Here is a 20,249-nt window from a genome sequence, read left to right as displayed (position 1 = left end):
TCTTGTTTTATTATGTATATTATAGATAATAAGATGTTGTGATTAGTTTTGAAAAACGGTATAAGGTGGGTGTTTGTGTAATGAAAACAATAGGTTTAATTGGTGGTATGAGTTGGGAATCAACTTCTGAATATTATCGAATCATAAATGAAGAAATAAAAGAGAGATTAGGAGGGTTACATTCAGCAAAATGTATGATTAATAGTGTGGACTTTGAAGAGATTGAACGATTCCAGTCTAACGGAAATTGGAATGGAGCAGGAGAAGTATTAGGGAATGCAGCATATTCGTTACAGAGGGGAGGAGCAGATTTTATAATTATTTGTACAAATACAATGCATAAAGTAGTTGAGAAAATAAAGGAGAATATTCATATTCCAGTCTTACATATCGCTGATGCAACTGCGAAAGAAATGAAAAGGAAAGATATTCATAGGGTTGGTTTGCTTGGAACTAAATATACAATGGAGCAAGATTTTTATAAGTTACGCATAGAAGAGAATCATATAAAAGTAATGGTTCCATCAGAAAAAGATAGAGATAAGATAAATGAAGTAATATATAAAGAATTGTGTTTAGGAAAGATAACATCCCAATCTAGAGAGTATTATAAAAGAGTTATAGAAGAGCTAGTAAAAGAAGGAGCACAAGGAATCATATTAGGTTGTACAGAAATAGGGTTATTAATAAAACAGGAAGACATATCCATTCCGATATTCGACACAACTTATATACATGCAGTTGAAGCAGTTAATTTCGCTTTACAAAATAGAATATAATTATATTATGTAACCTAGTTCAAGTTTGTGGAAAACATTCAGAAAATATTTTATAATGTAAGTGGTTACAATTGAGGGGGAATGCGTATGTTTTCAGTTCAACCAATCGCATTTGTACATAATGAAAGAAAGGAAATAAAAGATGATGAGTGGGGAGAAGTAAGATCCTGTATTACTGTAACTGAAATGTATACAGAGGAAAGTATACAAGGGATTGAAGATTTTTCTCATATTGAAGTTGTTTTTTATTTTCATAAAGTAACTGATGAACAAATTCAATATTTTGCTAGACATCCTAGAAATAATAATGATTATCCTAAAGTAGGCATTTTTGCACAGCGCGGGAAAAATCGTCCGAATCGCATAGGAGCAACAATTGTAAAGGTGATCAAAAGAGAAGGTAAATCAATTATTGTTGAGGGGTTAGATGCTATTGATGGCACACCTATATTGGATATAAAGCCGATAATGAAAGAGTTTATGCCGAAAGAAGAAATTGTACAGCCTAAATGGGCAACCGATATAATGAGACAGTATTGGAAGGGGAATGGAGTAAAGTGAGAATATATGAGGCAACAATTGCAGATTTAGATGGACTAGCATCAGTTTTTAATAACTATCGTATGTTTTATAGACAAGATTCCGATTTAGAAGGAGCAAAAGTATTTTTACGAAATCGAATCGAGAAAAAAGAATCCGTTATTTTTGTGGCAGTTGAAGATGGGGAATATATTGGATTCACACAATTATATCCATCATTTTCTTCTATTTCGATGAAAGAATTATGGATATTAAATGATCTGTTTGTACAAGCCACTAAGCGTGGAGCAGGAACAGGTAAAAAATTACTAGAAGCTGCTAAAGAATTTGCCTTAGAAAATGGTGCAAAAGGTGTAAAATTACAAACAGAGATTGATAATTTATCAGCGCAGCGATTATATGCTGAAAATGGATATTTGAGAGATAATCATTATTTCCATTATGAATTAACTTTTTGAGATATGTATAGTTAAATGAGATGTTTTCACTCTGTGAAATAAAAAATGATTTATAGTTCTCTTTCTATACTAAGGGGAAGGAACTTATATAATGTTATATAGTATACAAATATTGGTACACTACTTAATAAAAGTGGTGTACTTTTTTTATTTGACAATTTTAGTACGTTCGTACTAAAATCGGTGTATGGAAAATAAAAAATTAAATCGTCGAACACAAATTATTGAAGATGCTATAAAAGTACTTGTTGAAGGAGGTTATTCAAATGCTTCGATTGGAAATATCGCTAAAAAAGGAGGAATTAGTAAAGGGGTTGTAACGTACCATTTTCCAAATAAAGAAGAATTGATGAAAGCTGTTGTTGAATATTCTTATGCGCTTGCGGTTCCTTATATGGGGAAATCTATGGAAGGCTTAGATAGTGCCCCTGCATTTCTTCGTGGATATATCGAATCGAATTTAAGGTTTATGTTTGAGCATAGAAAATACGTGATGGCAATTATTGAAGTTGTTTCAAATGCTCGAACTGAAAACGGGGAACTACTTTACAAAAATGAAGATGAATCTATATATGAACCGTTAATCGAGATTTTTAAGTGGGGGCAAGAAATTGAAGGGAGTTTTAGAGAGTTTTCACCCCTTATAATGGCTAAAACTATACGAAGTGTAATTGACTCAATTGGACCGCGAATTGCAAAGGAAGATGTTTCAGATATGGAAAAATTAATAGCTGAAATAACTGATACGTTTGATTTTGCCACTAGAAAAAATATTTAAAAGAAAAGGAGATGGAATAGTGGGGGCTTCTAAATTTAAGCGGTTAGATAAAAAGGTTATTGCTGCAAGAAAGGTGGAAGGGATTATCTCCTTATTTGTATACACAGTCATCATTGTTACATTGCTATATTGTACGTTCACATTCCATTGGCCCGAATGGATTGTCATTATTACAACGTGTTTAGCGATTATTTCCCTCCCTTTTGAATTATATTGGGCACCAATGTGGAGATATCGTATATGGCGATACAAAATAAACGAAACTAGTATTCAAATTCAAAAAGGGATTCTGTTTAAAAGAAAAATATTAATACCTATGGGGAAAGTTCAGCATATAGATGCAAAGCAAGGCCCTATTCTAAAAAGGTATCATTTATATACCCTTATGCTATCAACGGCTGCAGGTAGCCATCATATTCCAGGATTAGCTGAAGAAACGGCAGATTCTATCCGAAAAGAAATTGAAATCTATGCGAGGTTATATGATGAACAAGTCTAAGAAAAAGAATCAACAGCTTCATCCAGTTTCGATTCTTTATTTCATCGTTGTAGCTATAAAAGAATCTTTATCTTATATTTGGTTGTTTCCCTTATTGGTTTTGTTGGTACATAAACAAATGGGAAACCAAATTTCTACAGTGAAAATTGGAGTAATAGTAAGTGTATTTCTGATTATGATGTTTTTAATTGTAGGAATTTTAAAATGGAAATCTTTTATTTATGAAATTCAAGAGAAGGCGATCTATATTCAATCTGGTTTGATTATGATCAAGAAAAAATGGGTAACGCCTGATCGTATTCAATCTATTGATTCTACAATTCGTGTGTACGATCATTTTTTTTCAACGCTAACACTTACTATTGAACTTGCAGGTGGAGATGAATCCAGTATCACTTTTAGTTGTATATCAAAAGAAGAAGAACGACGTATTCGGGACATTTTACAAGTGAATTTACAGGCCAATACCATAGGTGAAATAGATGAATCAGTACTTCATTTGTCAAATAGTGATTTAGCTTTACACAGTTTTTTGTCACCGAAATTTGGAGTTATCTTAATGATATTAACCCTGGGCTTACTCAAATATTGGGATATGACAAAAGGAGGCAATCAAAATACCTTATTCACTTTCTTATTCGATTGGTTTGGCTCAAATTGGATTGTGATAACAATCGTTCTTGTTTTGATTATATCGTTCATTCTCTCATTATTACTTACTTTTGAAAGTGACTACCATTTCACGATCAAGAAAAATTGTAAAGATGAATTAGAAGTTGAACAAGGGCTATTGGAAAAGAAATATCGAACAATTACCAATGGCCGTATACAGGCACTTCTAATAGTTGAGCGACCATTACATCGCTTATTGGGGTATGCATCTATTCAAGCTATTGTTATTCGTAATAGTCAAAATGAGCAAAATGAAAAAAGCATTGCAATCATCCCTTTTGTTAAAAAGAAAAAAGTGAAAACTTTACTGAAGTCTTTTACTGGTTATCAAAAAAGTGATTGCTTACAGCAGCTTACTAAAGAAGCTTCCTTTCATTATAAAGTCCTCCCATTTATAGTAGGACTTCTTATTGCAATTTCAATATGGTTATATGTACCAGCATATTATCATTACTTCGCAATAATAGTCCCCTTTATACCCTTATTTTTAGGGTGGATGGAATTTAAAATGATTGGTTGGAACCAAAATGAACATTTTTTAACGCTTCAATATGGAAGTTTATCTCGTAAAACAGTCATTATTAAAAGAGGGCGTATTCAGTGGGTTTCCGTACGACAGACAAACCTACAGGAAAAACAGCATTTAGCATCTTTGAAGTTAGCAATTGCTTCAGGTAAGGAAAATATTAAGTTTTCATTGAGCCATATTCCAGTAGATGCTGCAAACCATATTTATAAAAATACGCTAAAGATAAAGAAAGAGGGATAAATATGAAAATCTTTTTAGGAATAATCGGGCTTGTTATTTTTGGGATTGGTGTTCGTGCTCTGTTTTCTGGGACATTCATTTTAGAAAACGTCATTCCGAGCATTTCGCATACAGCAGGTAATATTATTTTGATTATTATTAGTATTAGTATTGTTTTAATTACATTTGGATTCAAGGGTCATAAAGAGTAATAGAACTAAATAATAAAATAAACCATAATGATTCTATTTTTGTGAAACACTAAACTTAAACTAGTACAAACTTTTTTATGAAAATCCCATATTCACTTAAAAAGAAACGCCATTTTGATCAATATTTTTTCAAAATGGTGTTCTTCATTATCAAATAAAGAATTCGTAAACATCTTTTTTTAGCAATCTTTATTCTTATCGGAATTAGTCCCTCAACATGTATTTGAGAAAGGCATTCCAAATGTTGTAGAAAATGAAGTTATTTGTGGTGCGAAAAGGATCAGATGTACAGAATTATACTGCTTTTTGATATTGTTTAATCTAAACAATGTGAAGACGTCTTGGTGAATTTTTATTGGTAATTTAAAACCCAATTTGTAGCATCTTCAAAGTTTTCTGCAATGTAGTTTGGTTCAATATGTGCCCATTTGTCTCGGTACGTATGTAAAGCATCGTATCCAGCGCCTGTGCGCACCAATATCGTTATCGCATGCACTGTTGCTCCTGCAACGATATCGGTCCAGCGATCACCAATTACAGCGCATTTTGTTAAATCGAGCCCGTGTTTTTCAGCTGCTTGTAGCAGCATACCTGTACCTGGTTTACGGCATTCACAACCATCACCGTGTTTATGAGGACATACGTATATATCATCAAAACCAAAGTCTTCTAATTCTTGTGCAAAATCAGCTACAGTTGCTATCCCATCTGCGATACCTGGTTGATTTGTGAAAGAGAAAATTTTTATATTTTGAGCTTTTAGTTTTTGCAGAGCTGCTTTTGTGAAAGGAAATAATGTAAAAGAGCCTGGATAATGTATTGTAGTGTCACCACCAATTGTACCGTCACGATCAATAAAAATAGCTTCGATGTTTGTCATAGTTATAGTCCTTTCCATTTATAAGTAGTTTAAAAATGTTTCACAAATCGATATCCATTTACTTCATATCCTAATTTTTTATAAAAAGGATGTGCTTCTAATCTTTTTGTTCCACTGACTAGCCATGTGCCTATACAATTATGTGTCTTTGCTAATTGCTCAGCATAATCCATTAATACTTGCCCAATGCCTTTTCGTCGTATTGTAGAATCAACGCTAATAATTGAAATTTCCCCATAACGAGTTACATCTTCTAAATTTTCACGAATACGAAACCCAAGTAATCCAAATATAGTTTCTTCTTCATAAACATATAAAAAATCAAAAGGACTCATTTGTACGAATTGCAATCGGTTGTTCATATCTTCATAGGAAATAGAGGAACCTTTTAATTCTTTCGTTAAAGAGCAAAGTGCATCTATATCGTCTATCGTCGCTTCACGAATTTGAAAAGACATATTATCCACTCCAATAAAATGTAATCAAACATTTATTATTCTGTTAAAAAAATTTTTTTCCTGCTATAAAAATAAATATTTTATAATGATATATAGATAGTTGTATGTTATTCTTTTCCTTGTTTGTATTGGAAATGGAAAGAAGGGGAATGTATGTTAGCAGTAAATATTCGCTCTGCAGGATATGATTTAGCGGAAAAGACAATTCATGATATTGACTTTTCAATTGAAAAAGGTGAATTAGTTGCACTTATTGGTGCGAATGGTGCTGGGAAGAGTACGACGATTAAAACGATGCTCGGTTTACTAGTAAATATGAATGGTGAAATATCATTCGGTGAAAAGAAAAATCCTTATGCATACGTGCCGGAACACCCGACATATTATGATTATTTGACGCTTTGGGAACATATCGAACTATTAATGGCTGCTCGCGAGAACGAAGTAGGAAGCTGGGAAAGAAAAGCAGAAGAGTTATTACATATGTTTCGAATGGATAAACATAAACATGAGTATTTATCAAAGTTTTCAAAAGGTATGAAACAAAAATCGATGCTCATTTTGGCATTTTTAACTGAACCAGATTTTTATATCATTGATGAACCTTTTATCGGCTTAGATCCAGTAGCTACGAAAGAGTTTTTAAGTTATTTATATAAAGAAAAAGAACGTGGCGCAGGAATTTTACTTTGTACGCATGTATTAGATACCGCTGAAAAAATTTGCGAAAGATTTTTACTCATTTCGCAAGGTACATTAGTCGCAGATGGACATTTAGAATCTATCCAAACGTTAGCAGAAATGCCAGGAAGTTCATTATTAGACTGTTTTGATGTAATCGTAAGGCGTGAACAGCATGATTAAACAACAATTTTATAAAAGATTGCGTCATGAACTGAGGCGTAAATGGAAGTCCATACGTTCTATAACTGATTGGACAGTTGCGCTATATATTATTATTCCAGCACTTATATTTATAGGGATTTATTATCGTTCACTATGGATAGAAGAATTATCGATGGAAGAGACAGTTTATTTCGGGTTAGGTCTATTCGCATTTTATGTGATGACATATGCAAGAGGAGTGCGTTCATTTTTTGAACAAGCAGATAGTTTATTTTTAATTTCGTATCCCGCTCACATGCAAAAGTTAATCCAGTATGGTATGACATATACGTTAATTCGAATAGCGATAACGAATGTAGTGGTAGTAGTTGCTATGTTACCAGTGTTGATGAAAAGTATTGGAGTGACGAAGGTACAAATCATATTATTTTGGCTATTCTTTACTGCATTTCGATTTATGTTGTCGTTGTTAACGAGATTTATTCATGTACGTGTGGGGAAACGATGGCTACTATGGATTATAAAAAATGTAATGTTTTCTATAAGTTTAACCTTTTTTGGATTGAGTCTGTTTCTTATTTATACAAATCCATTTTATTCTATACTAAGTATCGGTCTAGCAGTTTTTCTAATTATCGGGTTGATAAAAGAAAAATTGAATTATAAAAATTGCTTTTTTAAAGAAGTTGAGAAAGAGAAAGAAGAAAGTATGCGCTGGACGAGTGGGATTATGCAAGTTGGTGGTCATACAGCTAAACCGAGTAGTTCGAATAAAAAACCGTGGATGTTTCCGCGTTCTAAAAAGTTTTTAGGGAAGAAAAAGGAATCTCGTATTGTTGAATCCTTTTTAAAAGAATTTTTCCGTACAAGTAGTGCACGAATATTTTATATTCAAATTGTATGTATAAGCACCGTCAGTATTATTATGAGTCCGAGGTGGATTGCAGCTATTATTCTTGCATTTGCTTTAGTTGGAATTTCTCGTTATGCGCGCGATTATTGGAATGAATTTTCGAAAAAAATGTTTCTTCATTTATATTGTGATGAAGGCAAATTACTAATGTTAAGATGGAAGGCAGATCGCTATTTATTACTTCCAGTAATACTTTTGTATGGAATAGTTATACTTTCTCATTTTTATTTATTACCAGCAGTAATTGCCGGGATTATTTTTATAGTCTGGATTGGTTGGATTGTATTCTTACCATAGAAAAAGAGCCGAAAAATGGCTCTTTTTTTTAATCCGTAACACATTGATAAATAAAATATACTAAAACGAGTATGCTTGCCGCGGAATACATGACATCTAAAGTCATCGGATCTCCTCCTCATTATTGTTGTATTTTTATTGTATGAAATCTTACAATTTCATATTCAAGTGAAAAATATGTGAACGTTAACAAAATTGTAAAGTGCAAAAATTACAATCATTTTGTATAATAGAAGGAACAACCGTTATATAAAACATAATGAGTGAAAGGGGAGGGAACATACATGCCAAATTGGTTTAGAAAAACCTTAGTCGCATTAATTACCGTATTTACATTTGGTTTAGTGACGCCTCCTTCCATATTGCTTGATAATGCCAAAGCTGCGGACAAGCCTACGAGCACAGCTGGGCAACAAAATTTGGAGAGTACGTCCTATACATATGAAGAAACGAATGACAGGTTAACCACTGATACTTTTATTACGTACGCAATGCAAGAAGCAGAGAAGCAGTCAATGCAAAAGTTTGGCACTAAAATTGGTCCAGTAATTGAAGATGAGTTTAAAGATGTAATATTACCGAAAATTGAAGAGGCAATTGCTGAGCTTGCAAGTGATGTGCCAGAGGAGTCATTGCAATCATTAGCGATTTCTCAAAGACCAGCTGGCGGAAATAATGAAAAGATTTTTCATGTGTATGACACGAAATCAGGAAATGACTTATTGCGATTTCATGTAAGAAGAGATCATCCACCGCAAGATGGTTATTATTTTAATTTCCACTATCACCGTTTTGATGATGGGTACTCAGGACACCATGAATTAGGGAATATTTATTGGAATACGAATATACCGCCAAAGTGGCTTTCTTAAAAAGAACAAGAGAAAAATCTTGTTCTTTTTTATGCTTATAGAAGGGTAAGGCAACTATATTGTTGAATAAAATAGGTTTAGGAAAAAAGAAGTAAGGGAGTATGGGAATGCAAAAATATATTGTTTTTGACTTTGATGGCACATTAGTAGATTCACAAAATATATTTGTACCAATTTATAATCAAATTGCTGAAAAGCACGGATATAAAACGGTAAGGGAAGAAGAAATTGAGTATTTGCGTAAATTAACGATGCCAGAGAGATGTAAACAACTTGATGTACCATTGTATAAACTACCGATATTAGCGCTGGAGTTTTATAAATTGTATCAACCCGCTATAAAAGATCTTATTTTGTTTCATGGGATGAAGGATGTATTAGATGAACTGCATAAAAAAGGATACGGAATTGCCGTTATATCTTCTAACTCAGAAGAGCATATTCGGGCATTTTTACACAATAATGATATAGAAAATATACAAGAGGTATATTGTTCTAAAAATTTGTTCGGTAAAGATAAAATGATAAAAAGATTTTTAAAATCGAAAAAAATAACAGAGAAAGATATGTTATACGTCGGTGACGAACAGCGAGACGTAGCAGCGTGTAAAAAGGCTGGGGTGAATGTAATATGGGTATCTTGGGGATATGATGTTATTGAAACAGTGAAAAAAGATGCACCAGATTATATGGTCAATACACCAATGGAAATTGTACAAGTAGTACAAGGGGCGTATTCTTAATATGAATACACTTTGAGCAGGTATTCATCATATTGAATTTTGGGTAGCAAATTTGGAGGAACCCATTTCTTTTTACGATCCGAATGGGTTTATTGTAGAAGTAGCGTATACATCAAATGTAGAAATGCAAGGGGAATAAAAATGAAAACAATTACAGCGTGGCAAAACAATATACAAATAGTAAAAGATGCAGTTAATATTGAAAAAATCTCCAAAGGTTTCTCACCGGATAAGAAATATATAATTACGAGTGCGAATAACGAAAAATATTTATTACGGACAGGCGATATAAAAGAGTATGAAAGAAAGAAAATAGAGTTTCAAATTTTAAATGAAATGCAAAACCGTAGTGTGCAAGCACAAAAACCAATTGAAATGGGTTTGTTGGCAGAAGAAGGTTTATGCTATGGTATTTTTTCATATTTAGAAGGGGAAGATGCGAAGAAGCTATTGCCTACATATACACCAAAAGAACAATATGATATTGGTATAGAAGCAGGAAAAGATTTAGCAAAAATGCATACATATGAAGCTCCTAAGGATATCCTTCCATGGTATGAAAGAGCAATGGAAAAACATCGAAAATATGTAGAGGCATATAAAACATGTGGAATAAAAATAAAAAATGATGATAAAATCATAAAGTTTATAGATGAAAATGAAATATATTTAAAGAACCGCCCAAATCGGTTTCAACACGATGATTTTCATTTAGAAAATATAATTGTACGTGATGCGAAATATGTAGGTGTTGTTGATTTTAATGGTTATGATTGGGGTGACCCACTTCATGATTTCGTAAAAATTGCACTATTTGCAAGAGACATTAGTATTCCGTATTCAATCGGACAAATAGAAGGCTACTTTAATGGGGGAATACCAGAGGAGTTCTGGAACTTATATGCGGTGTACGTTGGCATGACAGTTTTCTCATCAGTTGTGTGGTCCTTACGAGCAGCACCGCATATGTTAGAGGATACGTTAGAACGCCTTACTATCGTTTTAGAGGATCATAAAAACTTTGAGTTATTAAAGCCAATCTGGTTTCAGCCAGAAAAGATTGCTATGAAATAGGAAAGGTAGGTGTGATTCACATCTACCTTTATTTTTTACCATTCTTCATTTTGAAGCAGTTGTAATGCTAACTTTAAATCTACATCTTCCTGTATATGTTCCGGAGTCCAGGGGATATGTATATGCGGTTGTATACCAATTCCGGACATTCCTTCGCCTTTATCTATAATAGAGAGCCGTGAAGTAGGGTAGTAAAGTGCGAATGTATCAGCCCATTCCATTACCGCTAAATTAGAATAATCATTTAAACCAGCAGTAGGACGACCTATTACTTTTACTTTCAATGATTTTTTTGCAACTTCTACAAAAGAATCACCAGAACTTCCACATGTAACATCTGTTAATATAACTACTCTACAAGGTGATTTTCGTCCGTGTATTTTTAATGATTGAAGTTCTTTTGGTAACTCAGAAGTATCAAATGTAACGAATCCTTTTTTATAATTCCTTTTTAAATCTTGAATAAATATATCTGTGAATAATTTGGAAAGTTCGTCTAAAGAATCATAATCTTCCATTTCGATGTCTTTCATACGTAATTGATAGTTTCGTTCTGTATGATTTAATTGCATTGTATCTGAAGAATCTAAAAGGGAAATTTCTTTGTCTTCAAATAAGTAAGGAAGTAGGTTGAAAAATGCATCATCACTTCCGCCACGATTCAGTCGCACATCTATAATTAAGTTCGGAAAAGAATTAAGTTCATCTTTGTGTGAGTCTAATAGTTTATTAATAGCTTCAGTATTTGCAAAATCCGTCAAAGTAATTAAGAGTGTATCTTTATTATACTGTTTCAATGAATAAATAGGCGTGTATTCGTTTTGTTTATACTTTTGCAAAGTAATTGTTTGAGTCAATCCATCTTCATCTATAAGTGTACAATTTGACGATTTTAATAAAACATAATCCCATTTTTCACGTTCATATGTATTCTCATTTAAATACTTCTTATATTTTATTAATAGCTCAGGAACTTTCATATTATCTAATGCTAAAATTGACTGTCCTTTTTTCGCTCTTATTTCCTGTGAAGTGGATGTAATATATAGGCGGTCTTCGTATCTTTTCACCTGGAAGCCAATACTGTTAAGAGGTTGATTGTTAGAGTGCACTTTAAAAAACATATGATTATCTTTAAAGTCTAATAAGTAATCACGTACAATTTCGGTAAATTGTACTGGTGTTAGTTCTCCTTGTTTCTCTAGTTTCTCAATTGTCTGTAAATAAGTAGTAGGATCGTCCCATCCTTTTTTATCTATACAACCTGAATAATCGTGATGAGTAATCGAAACAATTTCTTTAAAAATTTCTATGTACACAGCTTTTCCTCCTGATAATTTAATTAGTTGAATAATGGAATTCTGTGCCTGTTACGTATTATCCTTTTTTTGATGGGGGATTTAAAAGGAAATAGAGGGAAGTGTTATCATCCCTCTATTTAAAATTTATTTAATTTTCTTAAATGCAAGCGGCTGCGTACTTAACATAGCTGGTACATGTAACTGAAGGGATGGGAATTCACCGTTCACATTCATTTCATATGCAAATAATAGATTCATTTTCATTTGGAATAAGTCAACTTTTGCAGAAAAGATGTCGTAATGATGGTGCCCTAATTGAATGTCCATTTCCATGAATTGTACAAATAATGAATCATCTCGCTTGTATACTTGTAATGTTCCATATGCCGGATGTTCGAAAGTACCAGTATAATCTTCTAATTTATGAGAAGGTGTAGTTCCTTTTATTTGTTCTGGAATGGATTCAGTTGCTTCTTTCATCATTTCCTTCATTTTTTCAGTATCTTCTACAGCACGTTTATGCCAATCAATGGATTCTAACTCAAGTAGTTCGTCATAAATTTGATTAGCGAGATAAGTAGGTAGTAATGTGCCTCCAGCATTCGTTAAAATAACAAGGCCTATGTTTTCTGTTGGTATGAATGAAACAAGTGCTGAAAACCCATCAATATTACCGCCATGATGAATTACCTTATTACCACGGTAAGCGCTAATAAACCAACCAAGGCCGTAACTATTTAATGGAGATTCAGGAAGTGATAAAACTGGTTGATCTGGAATTGAATTGTGCGGTGTATACATTTGTTGTAATAATTCAGGAGAAATTAATTCATGCTCTCCAAATTTTCCTTGTTTTAAGTGAAGAAGGACCCAATTGGCCATATCTTCAATTGTAGAATTAATACAACCAGCAGCGCCAACCGTATCGATGTTGCGGAATGGAACTTCTTTTATTTCACCGTCATTTTCGATGTAAGGTAAAGCATAATCATCTGTTGTTTGTGAATCTGTAACAGAGAAGTTTGTATGCCTCATATTTAAAGGTTCTAAAATATGTTCTGTGGCGTATTGTTCCCATGTTTGATTCGTAATGTTTTCTACAATATAACTAATTGTTGCATACATTAAGTTGTTATAAAGAAATGCTGTACGAAACGGAGCATCAAGTGGTAAATGTTTTATTTTTTCAACGAGATCTTTTCGAGATAAGGAAGAGCTATACCAAAGAGCCTCATGACGGCTTACACCAGTTCGATGAGAAGCTAAATCTCGTCCGGTAACTTGTGAGCTAGCAAGTAGTTCAGATAAAGAGAAGTTAGGTATATAAGACTGGATAGGAGTATCCCAATTAAACTTTTTTTGTTGTGCTAATAAGCTTAATGAAAGTGTGCCAAAAGCTTTCGTTGAGGAACCGATTGCGAACCGAGTACTTGGTGTAACAGTGTCTTTTGTCTCTAGATTTCGATAGCCAAATCCTTCTGAAATAATAACTTCACCGTCTTTTATAACAGCCACAGCAGCTCCAGGAACGTTTAAATCCTTCATCATTTTTTCAACCGTTGTTTGTAAAGCAGTCATAACAGGAGTTTCAATTTTAGACATACTTCTAACCTCCAAATATAAATTTTATCCTACCGCACTATACTTTCGGTAATAGAAAATGAAAACCTTTATAAATTTGGAAAGTTAATAATTTTGTAAGAATGAATAAAGTTATTATTTATTTAGAATTTTAATTTTATTATAATTAATTTAAATTAAGATTTAGAAAAGATGGTGAAGAAGTGTGCTAATAATAAAGAAATTACTTTGCGATAATAAAAAAAATCCGATAGGTATAGATTCAAAAGTTGTTAAAATGAGTTGGCTGCTTGAGTCGAGTAACCGAAATGTAAAACAACTTGCTTATCAATTGCAGGTTGCGAAAGATAGAGATTTTGAAATTATAATGTTTGATTCGCGAAAAGTAGAAACAGATCAAAGTTTACATATACCAATTAATTCATTTCCATACAGAGCAGAAACACGTTATTTTTACCGGGTAAAGGTATGGGATAATTACGGAGAAGAATCATCTTGGTCAGAAGTAGCATTTTGGGAGACTGGGTTACAAGGACAAGATAATTGGAGCGGAAACTGGATTGCTGCGAAAAAAGAACGAGCGCAAGTTATGTCCTTTAATAAAAATTTTACTATTAAAAAAGTAGTTAAAAAAGCGCGTTTATATATCACAAGTTTAGGATTATACGAGGCTTCTATAAATGGAGAGCGCATTGGAGATTGTTATTTTACCCCTGGATGGACAAGTTATGATAAGAGAGTACTGTATCAAACGTATGATATAACGCATTTATTAAAGGGTGAGCACAATACTATTTCGGCTCTGGTAGGTAATGGCTGGTATAAAGGACCACTTACCATGCATCATGTACGTAATTATTACGGTAGAAGACGTGTGATAATTGCTCAAGTACATATAACGTATGAAGATGGAACGAAAGAAAAAATTGTCACAGACGAAACATGGAAGGTAACGTCAAGCTCAATTTTGTATTCAGAAATTTATGAAGGGGAGGTTTACGACGCTAGGATAGAAGAAAGTGGGCAAGGGCTAGAAGATGTTGAAGTAATTGAGCATTCCAAACAAATAATTGTTGCGCAAGAAAACGAAGCAATTCGTAAAATGAAAATTATTAAACCGATTTCTATTTCAAAACTACCGAATCACGAATGGCTGATTGATATGGGGCAAAATATGGTAGGTTGGGTTCAATTTACAGTCCGTCATGTTTATATTGGCCAAAAGATAGAATTGCATCATGCTGAAATATTGAATAAAGACGGTAGTTTTTACACCGGAAATCTCCGAAAGGCAAAACAAAAAATAGTGTATATAGCAAAAGGAGAAGAAGAGGAAATGTTTGAACCTCATTTTACATATCAAGGCTTTAGGTATGTGAAAATAAGTGGATTAACCCAGCCGCCTCAAATAGCAGATTTTGAAGGGGTTGTATTACATACGGATATGGAAAAAGCGACTGAATTTGAAACGTCTAATCCATTAATCAATCAACTTCATCATAATGTGGAATGGTCTCAAAGAGGGAACTTTTTTGATGTGCCAACAGATTGTCCGCAGCGAGATGATCGACTTGGATGGACCGGAGATGCACAAATGTTCATTGGGACAGCTACGCAAATTATGAATGTACAATTGTTCTTTAAAAAGTGGCTCCAAGATTTATCATTAGATCAAAATGTTAATGGAGCTGTGCCTTTAGTTATTCCAGATGCTTTTGGGAAAAGAGCGGATTTTGATTTACATACTTCTGGTGGTTGGGGCGATGCAGCAATTATATGCCCATGGGTTCATTATTTACATTACGGAGATGTATCGATTTTAAAAGAACAATATGACAGTATGAAGAAGTATATAGATTACATACGTTCACAAGGTGAGAACGAGTATTTATGGGATACAGGCTATCATTTAGGGGATTGGCTCGCATTAGATACGAAACCAGATGTATATGAAGGCGGAACAGACAAGCATTTTATTGCGACAGCTTATTATGCCTATTCTACATCGCTTTTACGAAGGATTGCTGAGATTTTAGGTGAAAATACAGATGCTAAATTATATGCAGAGTTACATGGGAATATTGTTCAAGCATTTCAAAATGAATTCGTTACACCAAATGGTAGGTTAATTTCAAATACACAAACAGCCCACATATTAGTACTTCTTTTTGAACTAGTGAAAGATGACGTAAATGAGAAAGTATTTAATCGCTTAATTGAGTTATTAAAAGAAAATAAAAATCATTTAACAACAGGTTTTATAGGAACACCGTATTTGAATTTAATATTAAGCAAGTTTAACCGGCATGACCTTGCTTGTAAGCTTCTATTTTATGAAGATTATCCATCATGGTTATACCAAGTGAAAAAAGGTGCCACAACGATTTGGGAACATTGGGATGGCGTGAAAGAGGATGGAACACTTTGGAATGATAGCATGAATTCTTATAATCATTACGCATATGGCTCTATCGTTGAATGGATATACCGATATATTATTGGATTAGAAATGGATGAGACAAAACCTGCATATAAACATTTTTATGTACAACCACATTTTGATTCGAATATAGAATGGGTTAAAGTAAAACGTGAGACAGCTTATGGAGAAATTAAGATTGAGTGGCGGGTAGAAAAGGAACAAGCCTTTTTACATATTTCTGTACCACCTAATACAAGTGCTACATTACGGATAGACGAAACAAATTGGAAAGCAGAACATGACGTTGGAAGGGATTTAGGATCAGGTGATTATAAATTTACATTTTGTAAAAATATATTGAAGTAGAATTCTGTTTATATAGAAATATATTTTTATTCATTAGGATTATTTAATTCACTGTTTTTCATGTTATGATAAATTTCATATAAGATTGAAAGAAGGTTTTACTACATATGAAACATGCTGAATATGAATACTTAAATTTATGCCGCCATGTAATGGAGCATGGTACGAAGAAAGAAGATCGTACAGGGACAGGCACTGTATCTGTATTTGGATATCAAATGCGTTTTGATCTAAGTAAAGGTTTTCCTTTATTAACGACAAAGAGAGTGCCGTTTCGCCTTGTAGCAAGTGAACTGCTTTGGTTTATGAAAGGTGATACAAATATTCGTTATTTATTGCAGCATAATAATAATATTTGGAATGAATGGGCATTTAAGAGCTGGGTAGAAAGCGATGAGTATACTGGTCCTGATATGACTGATTTCGGTCTTCGCTCACAACAAGATGAGGAATTTAAAGTGCAGTACGATGAGCAAATGGAATTGTTTAAAAAGAACGTTTTAGAAGATGATGATTTCTCGAATAAATATGGTTATTTAGGAGATGTATACGGAAAGCAGTGGCGTGCCTGGAAAACGACAGCTGGTGAGACGCTTGATCAATTAAAAGATGTAATTGAAATGATTAAAAAAACGCCAGACTCCCGTCGCCTAATTGTTTCTGCCTGGAATTCTGAAGATGTACCAAGTATGGCATTACCACCTTGTCATACGTTATTCCAGTTTTATGTAGCGGATGGCAAACTTTCTTGTCAGTTATATCAAAGAAGTGGTGACATATTCCTTGGAATTCCATTTAACATTGCAAGTTACTCATTACTAACACATTTAATCGCAAATGAATGTGGTCTTGAAGTGGGAGAATTTGTTCATACAATTGGAGATGCACACATTTATACGAATCATTTTGAACAAATAGAAAAGCAATTGGCACGTGAACCACGTCCATTCCCGAAACTTACATTAAATCCAGATGTGAAATCTGTGTTTGATTTTGAAATGGAAGATTTAACGATTGAAGGATATGATCCACACCCAGCAATTAAAGCACCGGTTGCAGTATAATTGTAGAGGAGATGATAAAATGATTGTTTCATTTATGGTCGCAATGGACGAGAATAGAGTAATTGGCAAAGATAATAATTTACCTTGGCGTTTACCAAGTGAATTGCAGTATGTAAAGAAAACAACGATGGGCCATTCACTTATTATGGGCAGAAAGAACTACGAAGCGATTGGTAGACCACTGCCTGGAAGACGTAATATTATTGTAACTCGTAATGAAGGGTATCATGTTGAAGGTTGTGAAGTAGCACATTCTGTAGAAGAAGTGTTTGAACTATGCAAAAATGAAGAGGAAATCTTTATTTTTGGCGGAGCACAAATTTATGATCTCTTTTTACCTTACGTAGACAAGTTATATATAACAAAAATCCATTATGCATTTGAAGGAGATACATTCTTCCCAGAAATGGATATGACAAATTGGAAAGAAGTTTTTGTTGAAAAAGGTTTAACGGATGAAAAGAATCCGTATACGTACTATTATCATGTATATGAGAAGCAACAACAATAATAATAAGGATTGATGTGAAATTCACATCAATCCTTATTATTTGTATTCATTAATATAAGTTTATAGATGATATTCAATAGTGCTATAATGAAATCTAGCATGTAAAAATGCTAAAATTTTCAAAAGTATTCATATAGAAAGAGGAGGAGAATTGATTGAGAAAGATATGGGGGATTCTTTTTCTTTGCTTAACGTTCATGTTAGTTGGATGCGGTAAAGAAGAAAAACCACAAGAAGCGTTTGATACATATACAAAAGCATGGAATAAACAAAAATTTGCAGAAATGTATGATCAATTATCAGAAAAGGCAAAAAAAGATATTTCGAAGAAAGAGTTCACTGAGAAATATGAAAAAATTTATTCTGGCATTGAAGTGAAGAACTTAAAAGTAGAAGCAGGAGAAGTAAAAGAAGATAAAAAAGATGAAGGTCCTGTTCCTTTTAAAGTAAGTATGGATACAGTCGGTGGGAAAATCAATTTTGCCCATGAAGCAAAAATGGTGAAAGAAAAAGATGGAGATAAAGAATCTTGGAAAATAGATTGGACTCCTGATTTTATATTCCCAGGTATGACGAAAGATAGTAAAGTGCGTATGCAAACGACAGAGCCAAAACGTGGTGAAATATACGATCGTAATGGAAAAGGTCTTGCAACGAATGGGAAAGCTTCTGAAATTGGAATAGTTCCAGAAAAATTAGACGATACTGCTCCGCAAACGAAAGAGACAGTAGCGAAGTTATTAAATATGTCTGTAGAAGAAATTGATCAAAAACTAGCTGCTAAATGGGTAAAACCAGGGTATCTCGTACCAATTGGAATTTTGCCTGAAGGGGCAACGCAAAATACGTACATTGATTTACCAGGTGTTTCAACAAAACCTGTAAATGTTCGTACATATCCGTTAGGGGAAGCGGCAGCTCATCTGACTGGTTATATTGGAAAGGTAAATGCTGAAGATTTAAAAACGCTACAAAAGAAAGGCTATCAAGCTGATGATCCAGTTGGGAAAGCCGGTTTAGAGCAAGTATTAGAGGAAAAGCTACGCGGTAAAAAAGGTGGCCGTGTCTTTGTAGAAGATGCGCAAGGAAAAGAAATTAAAAATTTAGCAAAAACAGATGCTGTTGATGGAGAAAATGTAACTTTAACTATTGATAGTGCTGTTCAAGAAAAAACGTATAATGAAATGAAGGGCGAAGCTGGTTCAAGTGCAGCAATTAATCCGAAAAGTGGAGAAACAATTGCGCTAGTAAGTAGTCCAGCATATGATCCTAATATAATTGCACGAGGGACATCGAAGGCACAACGCGAAGCATGGAATAATGATCCGAAGAAACCGATGACGAATCGATTTACGCAATTATCGGTTCCGGGGTCTGTATTTAAGCCTATTACAGGTGCAATCGGTCTTGAAACGAAAACGATTGATCCAAAAGAAGAGTTGAAAATTGAAGGATTGAAATGGACAAAAGATTCTTCTTGGGGTAATTATTATGTAACGCGTGTAAAAGATGCAAATCCGATTGATTTTGATAAAGCGATGAAATACTCGGATAATATTTATTTCGCACAAGAAGCTTTGAAAATCGGAAAAGATAAATTTATGAGTGAAGCGAAAAAATTCGGATTCGATGAGAAATTACCAATTGAATATGCATTCCCAGCTTCTAAAATCGCAAATGATGGGATTAAAAATGATATTCAAATGGCAGACACAGGTTATGGACAAGGGCAAGTATTAATGACGCCACTCCATTTAGCATTAACGTATGCACCAATTGTTAATAATGGAAACATACCTTCTCCATATATTATTAAAACAGATAAGCAACCAAAAGTTTGGAAAGAGAATGTCATTTCAAAAGGCAATCAGGATATATTAAAAACTGCTATGACGAAAGTAATTAATGATCCAGACGGTACAGGGAAAATTGCTAAAGTTGATGGAATGACTCTTGCTGGAAAAACAGGGACAGCGGAATTAAAAGTATCGAAAGAGGCCGAAGGAAAAGAACTAGGCTGGTTCGCTGCATTTGATTTGAATTCACCAGATATGGTCATTACAATGATGATTGAAGATGTAAAAGGTAGAGGCGGAAGTAATATTCCAGCTGAAAAAGTGAAACATGTGTTTCAAAAATAGAAAATGATGAAGACTATCTCCATGGAATGTGGAGGTAGTTTTTTGTTTCACCAAAACGTATTGAAAAGATAGTGTTTATTAACTTACGAAAAAA

The 20,249-nt window shown here is 33.5% G+C and carries 20 protein-coding genes and 1 pseudogene; 17 read left to right on the top strand and 4 right to left on the bottom strand.

Annotated features, from left to right (window positions below; translation table 11 throughout):
* Positions 1 to 80 precede the first annotated feature (80 nt).
* From ACUN0F_RS22365 to ACUN0F_RS22335, 7 genes are all read left to right on the top strand, one after another.
* Positions 81 to 779, top strand: a complete 699-nt coding sequence (locus ACUN0F_RS22365) for an aspartate/glutamate racemase family protein (protein ID WP_445540169.1) — start codon at positions 81 to 83, stop codon at positions 777 to 779.
* A gap of 87 nt (positions 780 to 866) precedes the next feature.
* On the top strand, positions 867 to 1,340 hold the full coding sequence (locus ACUN0F_RS22360) for an SAM-dependent methyltransferase (RefSeq protein WP_000493248.1): 474 nt from the start codon (positions 867 to 869) through the stop codon (positions 1,338 to 1,340).
* The gene (locus ACUN0F_RS22355; RefSeq protein ID WP_264461900.1) at positions 1,337 to 1,777 is read left to right on the top strand and encodes a GNAT family N-acetyltransferase; all 441 of its coding nucleotides are present in this window, start codon (positions 1,337 to 1,339) and stop codon (positions 1,775 to 1,777) included. Before ACUN0F_RS22360 ends, ACUN0F_RS22355 begins: the two co-directional genes overlap by 4 nt.
* Positions 1,778 to 1,964: 187 nt before the next feature.
* Complete coding sequence (locus ACUN0F_RS22350; protein WP_016717368.1) at positions 1,965 to 2,555, top strand: TetR/AcrR family transcriptional regulator; 591 nt, start codon at positions 1,965 to 1,967, stop codon at positions 2,553 to 2,555.
* Positions 2,556 to 2,574: 19 nt separating this feature from the next.
* Positions 2,575 to 3,054 (top strand): PH domain-containing protein, encoded by a 480-nt coding sequence (locus ACUN0F_RS22345; protein ID WP_264461901.1) that lies wholly within the window; start codon positions 2,575 to 2,577, stop codon positions 3,052 to 3,054.
* Positions 3,041 to 4,495: a PH domain-containing protein gene (locus ACUN0F_RS22340; protein WP_264461902.1), complete on the top strand. Its 1,455-nt coding sequence runs from the start codon at positions 3,041 to 3,043 to the stop codon at positions 4,493 to 4,495. The genes ACUN0F_RS22345 and ACUN0F_RS22340 overlap by 14 nt, the downstream gene beginning before the upstream one ends.
* A gap of 2 nt (positions 4,496 to 4,497) precedes the next feature.
* Positions 4,498 to 4,686 carry a hypothetical protein gene (locus ACUN0F_RS22335; RefSeq protein WP_445540168.1) on the top strand — a complete coding sequence of 63 codons (189 nt, stop codon included), beginning with the start codon at positions 4,498 to 4,500 and terminating at the stop codon, positions 4,684 to 4,686.
* 352 nt (positions 4,687 to 5,038) lie between these two features.
* On the opposite strand, the gene ACUN0F_RS22330 is transcribed toward ACUN0F_RS22335, so the two are convergent.
* A complete protein-coding gene (locus tag ACUN0F_RS22330; RefSeq protein WP_264461904.1) occupies positions 5,039 to 5,566 on the bottom strand; it encodes an HAD-IIIA family hydrolase in 528 nt (175 codons plus the stop codon).
* Positions 5,567 to 5,595: 29 nt separating this feature from the next.
* Positions 5,596 to 6,024, bottom strand: a complete 429-nt coding sequence (locus ACUN0F_RS22325) for a GNAT family N-acetyltransferase (protein WP_046955672.1) — start codon at positions 6,022 to 6,024, stop codon at positions 5,596 to 5,598.
* A 153-nt stretch (positions 6,025 to 6,177) separates the two neighbouring features.
* Between ACUN0F_RS22325 and ACUN0F_RS22320 the strand changes: the two genes are divergently transcribed.
* The 6 genes and pseudogenes from ACUN0F_RS22320 (at position 6,178) to ACUN0F_RS22295 (ending at position 10,769) form a co-directional block, all read left to right on the top strand.
* On the top strand, positions 6,178 to 6,888 hold the full coding sequence (locus ACUN0F_RS22320; RefSeq protein WP_046955673.1) for an ABC transporter ATP-binding protein: 711 nt from the start codon (positions 6,178 to 6,180) through the stop codon (positions 6,886 to 6,888).
* Entirely contained in the window at positions 6,881 to 8,080 is a 1,200-nt protein-coding gene (locus ACUN0F_RS22315; RefSeq protein WP_445540167.1) for an ABC transporter permease, read from the top strand. The genes ACUN0F_RS22320 and ACUN0F_RS22315 overlap by 8 nt, the downstream gene beginning before the upstream one ends.
* A 284-nt stretch (positions 8,081 to 8,364) precedes the next feature.
* Entirely contained in the window at positions 8,365 to 8,952 is a 588-nt protein-coding gene (locus ACUN0F_RS22310; protein ID WP_001134418.1) for a YpjP family protein, read from the top strand.
* 107 nt (positions 8,953 to 9,059) lie between these two features.
* On the top strand, positions 9,060 to 9,695 hold the full coding sequence (locus ACUN0F_RS22305; protein ID WP_046955676.1) for an HAD family hydrolase: 636 nt from the start codon (positions 9,060 to 9,062) through the stop codon (positions 9,693 to 9,695).
* 22 nt (positions 9,696 to 9,717) lie between these two features.
* Positions 9,718 to 9,831 (top strand): annotated as a pseudogene (locus ACUN0F_RS22300) (aminoglycoside phosphotransferase); the annotation flags it as partial.
* 5 nt (positions 9,832 to 9,836) lie between these two features.
* Complete coding sequence (locus ACUN0F_RS22295) at positions 9,837 to 10,769, top strand: aminoglycoside phosphotransferase family protein (protein ID WP_264461908.1); 933 nt, start codon at positions 9,837 to 9,839, stop codon at positions 10,767 to 10,769.
* A gap of 35 nt (positions 10,770 to 10,804) precedes the next feature.
* On the opposite strand, the gene ACUN0F_RS22290 is transcribed toward ACUN0F_RS22295, so the two are convergent.
* Both ACUN0F_RS22290 and ACUN0F_RS22285 read right to left on the bottom strand, forming a co-directional pair.
* Positions 10,805 to 12,088 (bottom strand): S41 family peptidase, encoded by a 1,284-nt coding sequence (locus tag ACUN0F_RS22290; RefSeq protein WP_215563159.1) that lies wholly within the window; start codon positions 12,086 to 12,088, stop codon positions 10,805 to 10,807.
* Positions 12,089 to 12,214: 126 nt separating this feature from the next.
* Complete coding sequence (locus tag ACUN0F_RS22285; RefSeq protein ID WP_264461909.1) at positions 12,215 to 13,672, bottom strand: serine hydrolase; 1,458 nt, start codon at positions 13,670 to 13,672, stop codon at positions 12,215 to 12,217.
* Between the two features lie 184 nt (positions 13,673 to 13,856).
* On the opposite strand from ACUN0F_RS22285, the gene ACUN0F_RS22280 reads away from it, so the two are divergent.
* The 4 genes from ACUN0F_RS22280 to pbpC all read left to right on the top strand — a co-directional run bounded on the left by ACUN0F_RS22280 (position 13,857) and on the right by pbpC (position 20,155).
* On the top strand, positions 13,857 to 16,439 hold the full coding sequence (locus ACUN0F_RS22280; protein WP_445540166.1) for a family 78 glycoside hydrolase catalytic domain: 2,583 nt from the start codon (positions 13,857 to 13,859) through the stop codon (positions 16,437 to 16,439).
* A 107-nt stretch (positions 16,440 to 16,546) separates the two neighbouring features.
* Complete coding sequence (locus tag ACUN0F_RS22275) at positions 16,547 to 17,503, top strand: thymidylate synthase (protein ID WP_445540165.1); 957 nt, start codon at positions 16,547 to 16,549, stop codon at positions 17,501 to 17,503.
* Between the two features lie 19 nt (positions 17,504 to 17,522).
* Positions 17,523 to 18,014 carry a dihydrofolate reductase gene (locus ACUN0F_RS22270; protein ID WP_000637216.1) on the top strand — a complete coding sequence of 164 codons (492 nt, stop codon included), beginning with the start codon at positions 17,523 to 17,525 and terminating at the stop codon, positions 18,012 to 18,014.
* A 155-nt stretch (positions 18,015 to 18,169) separates the two neighbouring features.
* Complete coding sequence (pbpC, locus tag ACUN0F_RS22265; RefSeq protein WP_445540164.1) at positions 18,170 to 20,155, top strand: penicillin-binding protein 3; 1,986 nt, start codon at positions 18,170 to 18,172, stop codon at positions 20,153 to 20,155.
* Positions 20,156 to 20,249: the final 94 nt, after the last annotated feature.

It is taken from the genome of Bacillus sp. 1A (assembly GCF_052682215.1).
Note: the sequence above shows the minus strand (reverse complement) of the source record. Positions and strands in the feature narration are given on the sequence as shown.

Bases quoted from the DNA above. Each gene is read 5' to 3' on its own strand.
- ACUN0F_RS22360 (WP_000493248.1), top strand. From the start codon at position 867: ATGTTTTCAGTTCAACCAATCGCATTTGTACATAATGAAAGAAAGGAA.
- ACUN0F_RS22335 (WP_445540168.1), top strand. From the start codon at position 4,498: ATGAAAATCTTTTTAGGAATAATCGGGCTTGTTATTTTTGGGATTGGT.
- ACUN0F_RS22330 (WP_264461904.1), bottom strand. From the start codon at position 5,566: ATGACAAACATCGAAGCTATTTTTATTGATCGTGACGGTACAATTGGT.
- ACUN0F_RS22315 (WP_445540167.1), top strand. From the start codon at position 6,881: ATGATTAAACAACAATTTTATAAAAGATTGCGTCATGAACTGAGGCGT.
- ACUN0F_RS22320 (WP_046955673.1), top strand. From the start codon at position 6,178: ATGTTAGCAGTAAATATTCGCTCTGCAGGATATGATTTAGCGGAAAAG.
- ACUN0F_RS22340 (WP_264461902.1), top strand. From the start codon at position 3,041: ATGAACAAGTCTAAGAAAAAGAATCAACAGCTTCATCCAGTTTCGATT.
- ACUN0F_RS22285 (WP_264461909.1), bottom strand. From the start codon at position 13,672: ATGTCTAAAATTGAAACTCCTGTTATGACTGCTTTACAAACAACGGTT.
- ACUN0F_RS22365 (WP_445540169.1), top strand. From the start codon at position 81: ATGAAAACAATAGGTTTAATTGGTGGTATGAGTTGGGAATCAACTTCT.
- ACUN0F_RS22310 (WP_001134418.1), top strand. From the start codon at position 8,365: ATGCCAAATTGGTTTAGAAAAACCTTAGTCGCATTAATTACCGTATTT.
- ACUN0F_RS22350 (WP_016717368.1), top strand. From the start codon at position 1,965: ATGGAAAATAAAAAATTAAATCGTCGAACACAAATTATTGAAGATGCT.
- ACUN0F_RS22295 (WP_264461908.1), top strand. From the start codon at position 9,837: ATGAAAACAATTACAGCGTGGCAAAACAATATACAAATAGTAAAAGAT.
- ACUN0F_RS22305 (WP_046955676.1), top strand. From the start codon at position 9,060: ATGCAAAAATATATTGTTTTTGACTTTGATGGCACATTAGTAGATTCA.
- ACUN0F_RS22270 (WP_000637216.1), top strand. From the start codon at position 17,523: ATGATTGTTTCATTTATGGTCGCAATGGACGAGAATAGAGTAATTGGC.
- ACUN0F_RS22325 (WP_046955672.1), bottom strand. From the start codon at position 6,024: ATGTCTTTTCAAATTCGTGAAGCGACGATAGACGATATAGATGCACTT.
- ACUN0F_RS22275 (WP_445540165.1), top strand. From the start codon at position 16,547: ATGAAACATGCTGAATATGAATACTTAAATTTATGCCGCCATGTAATG.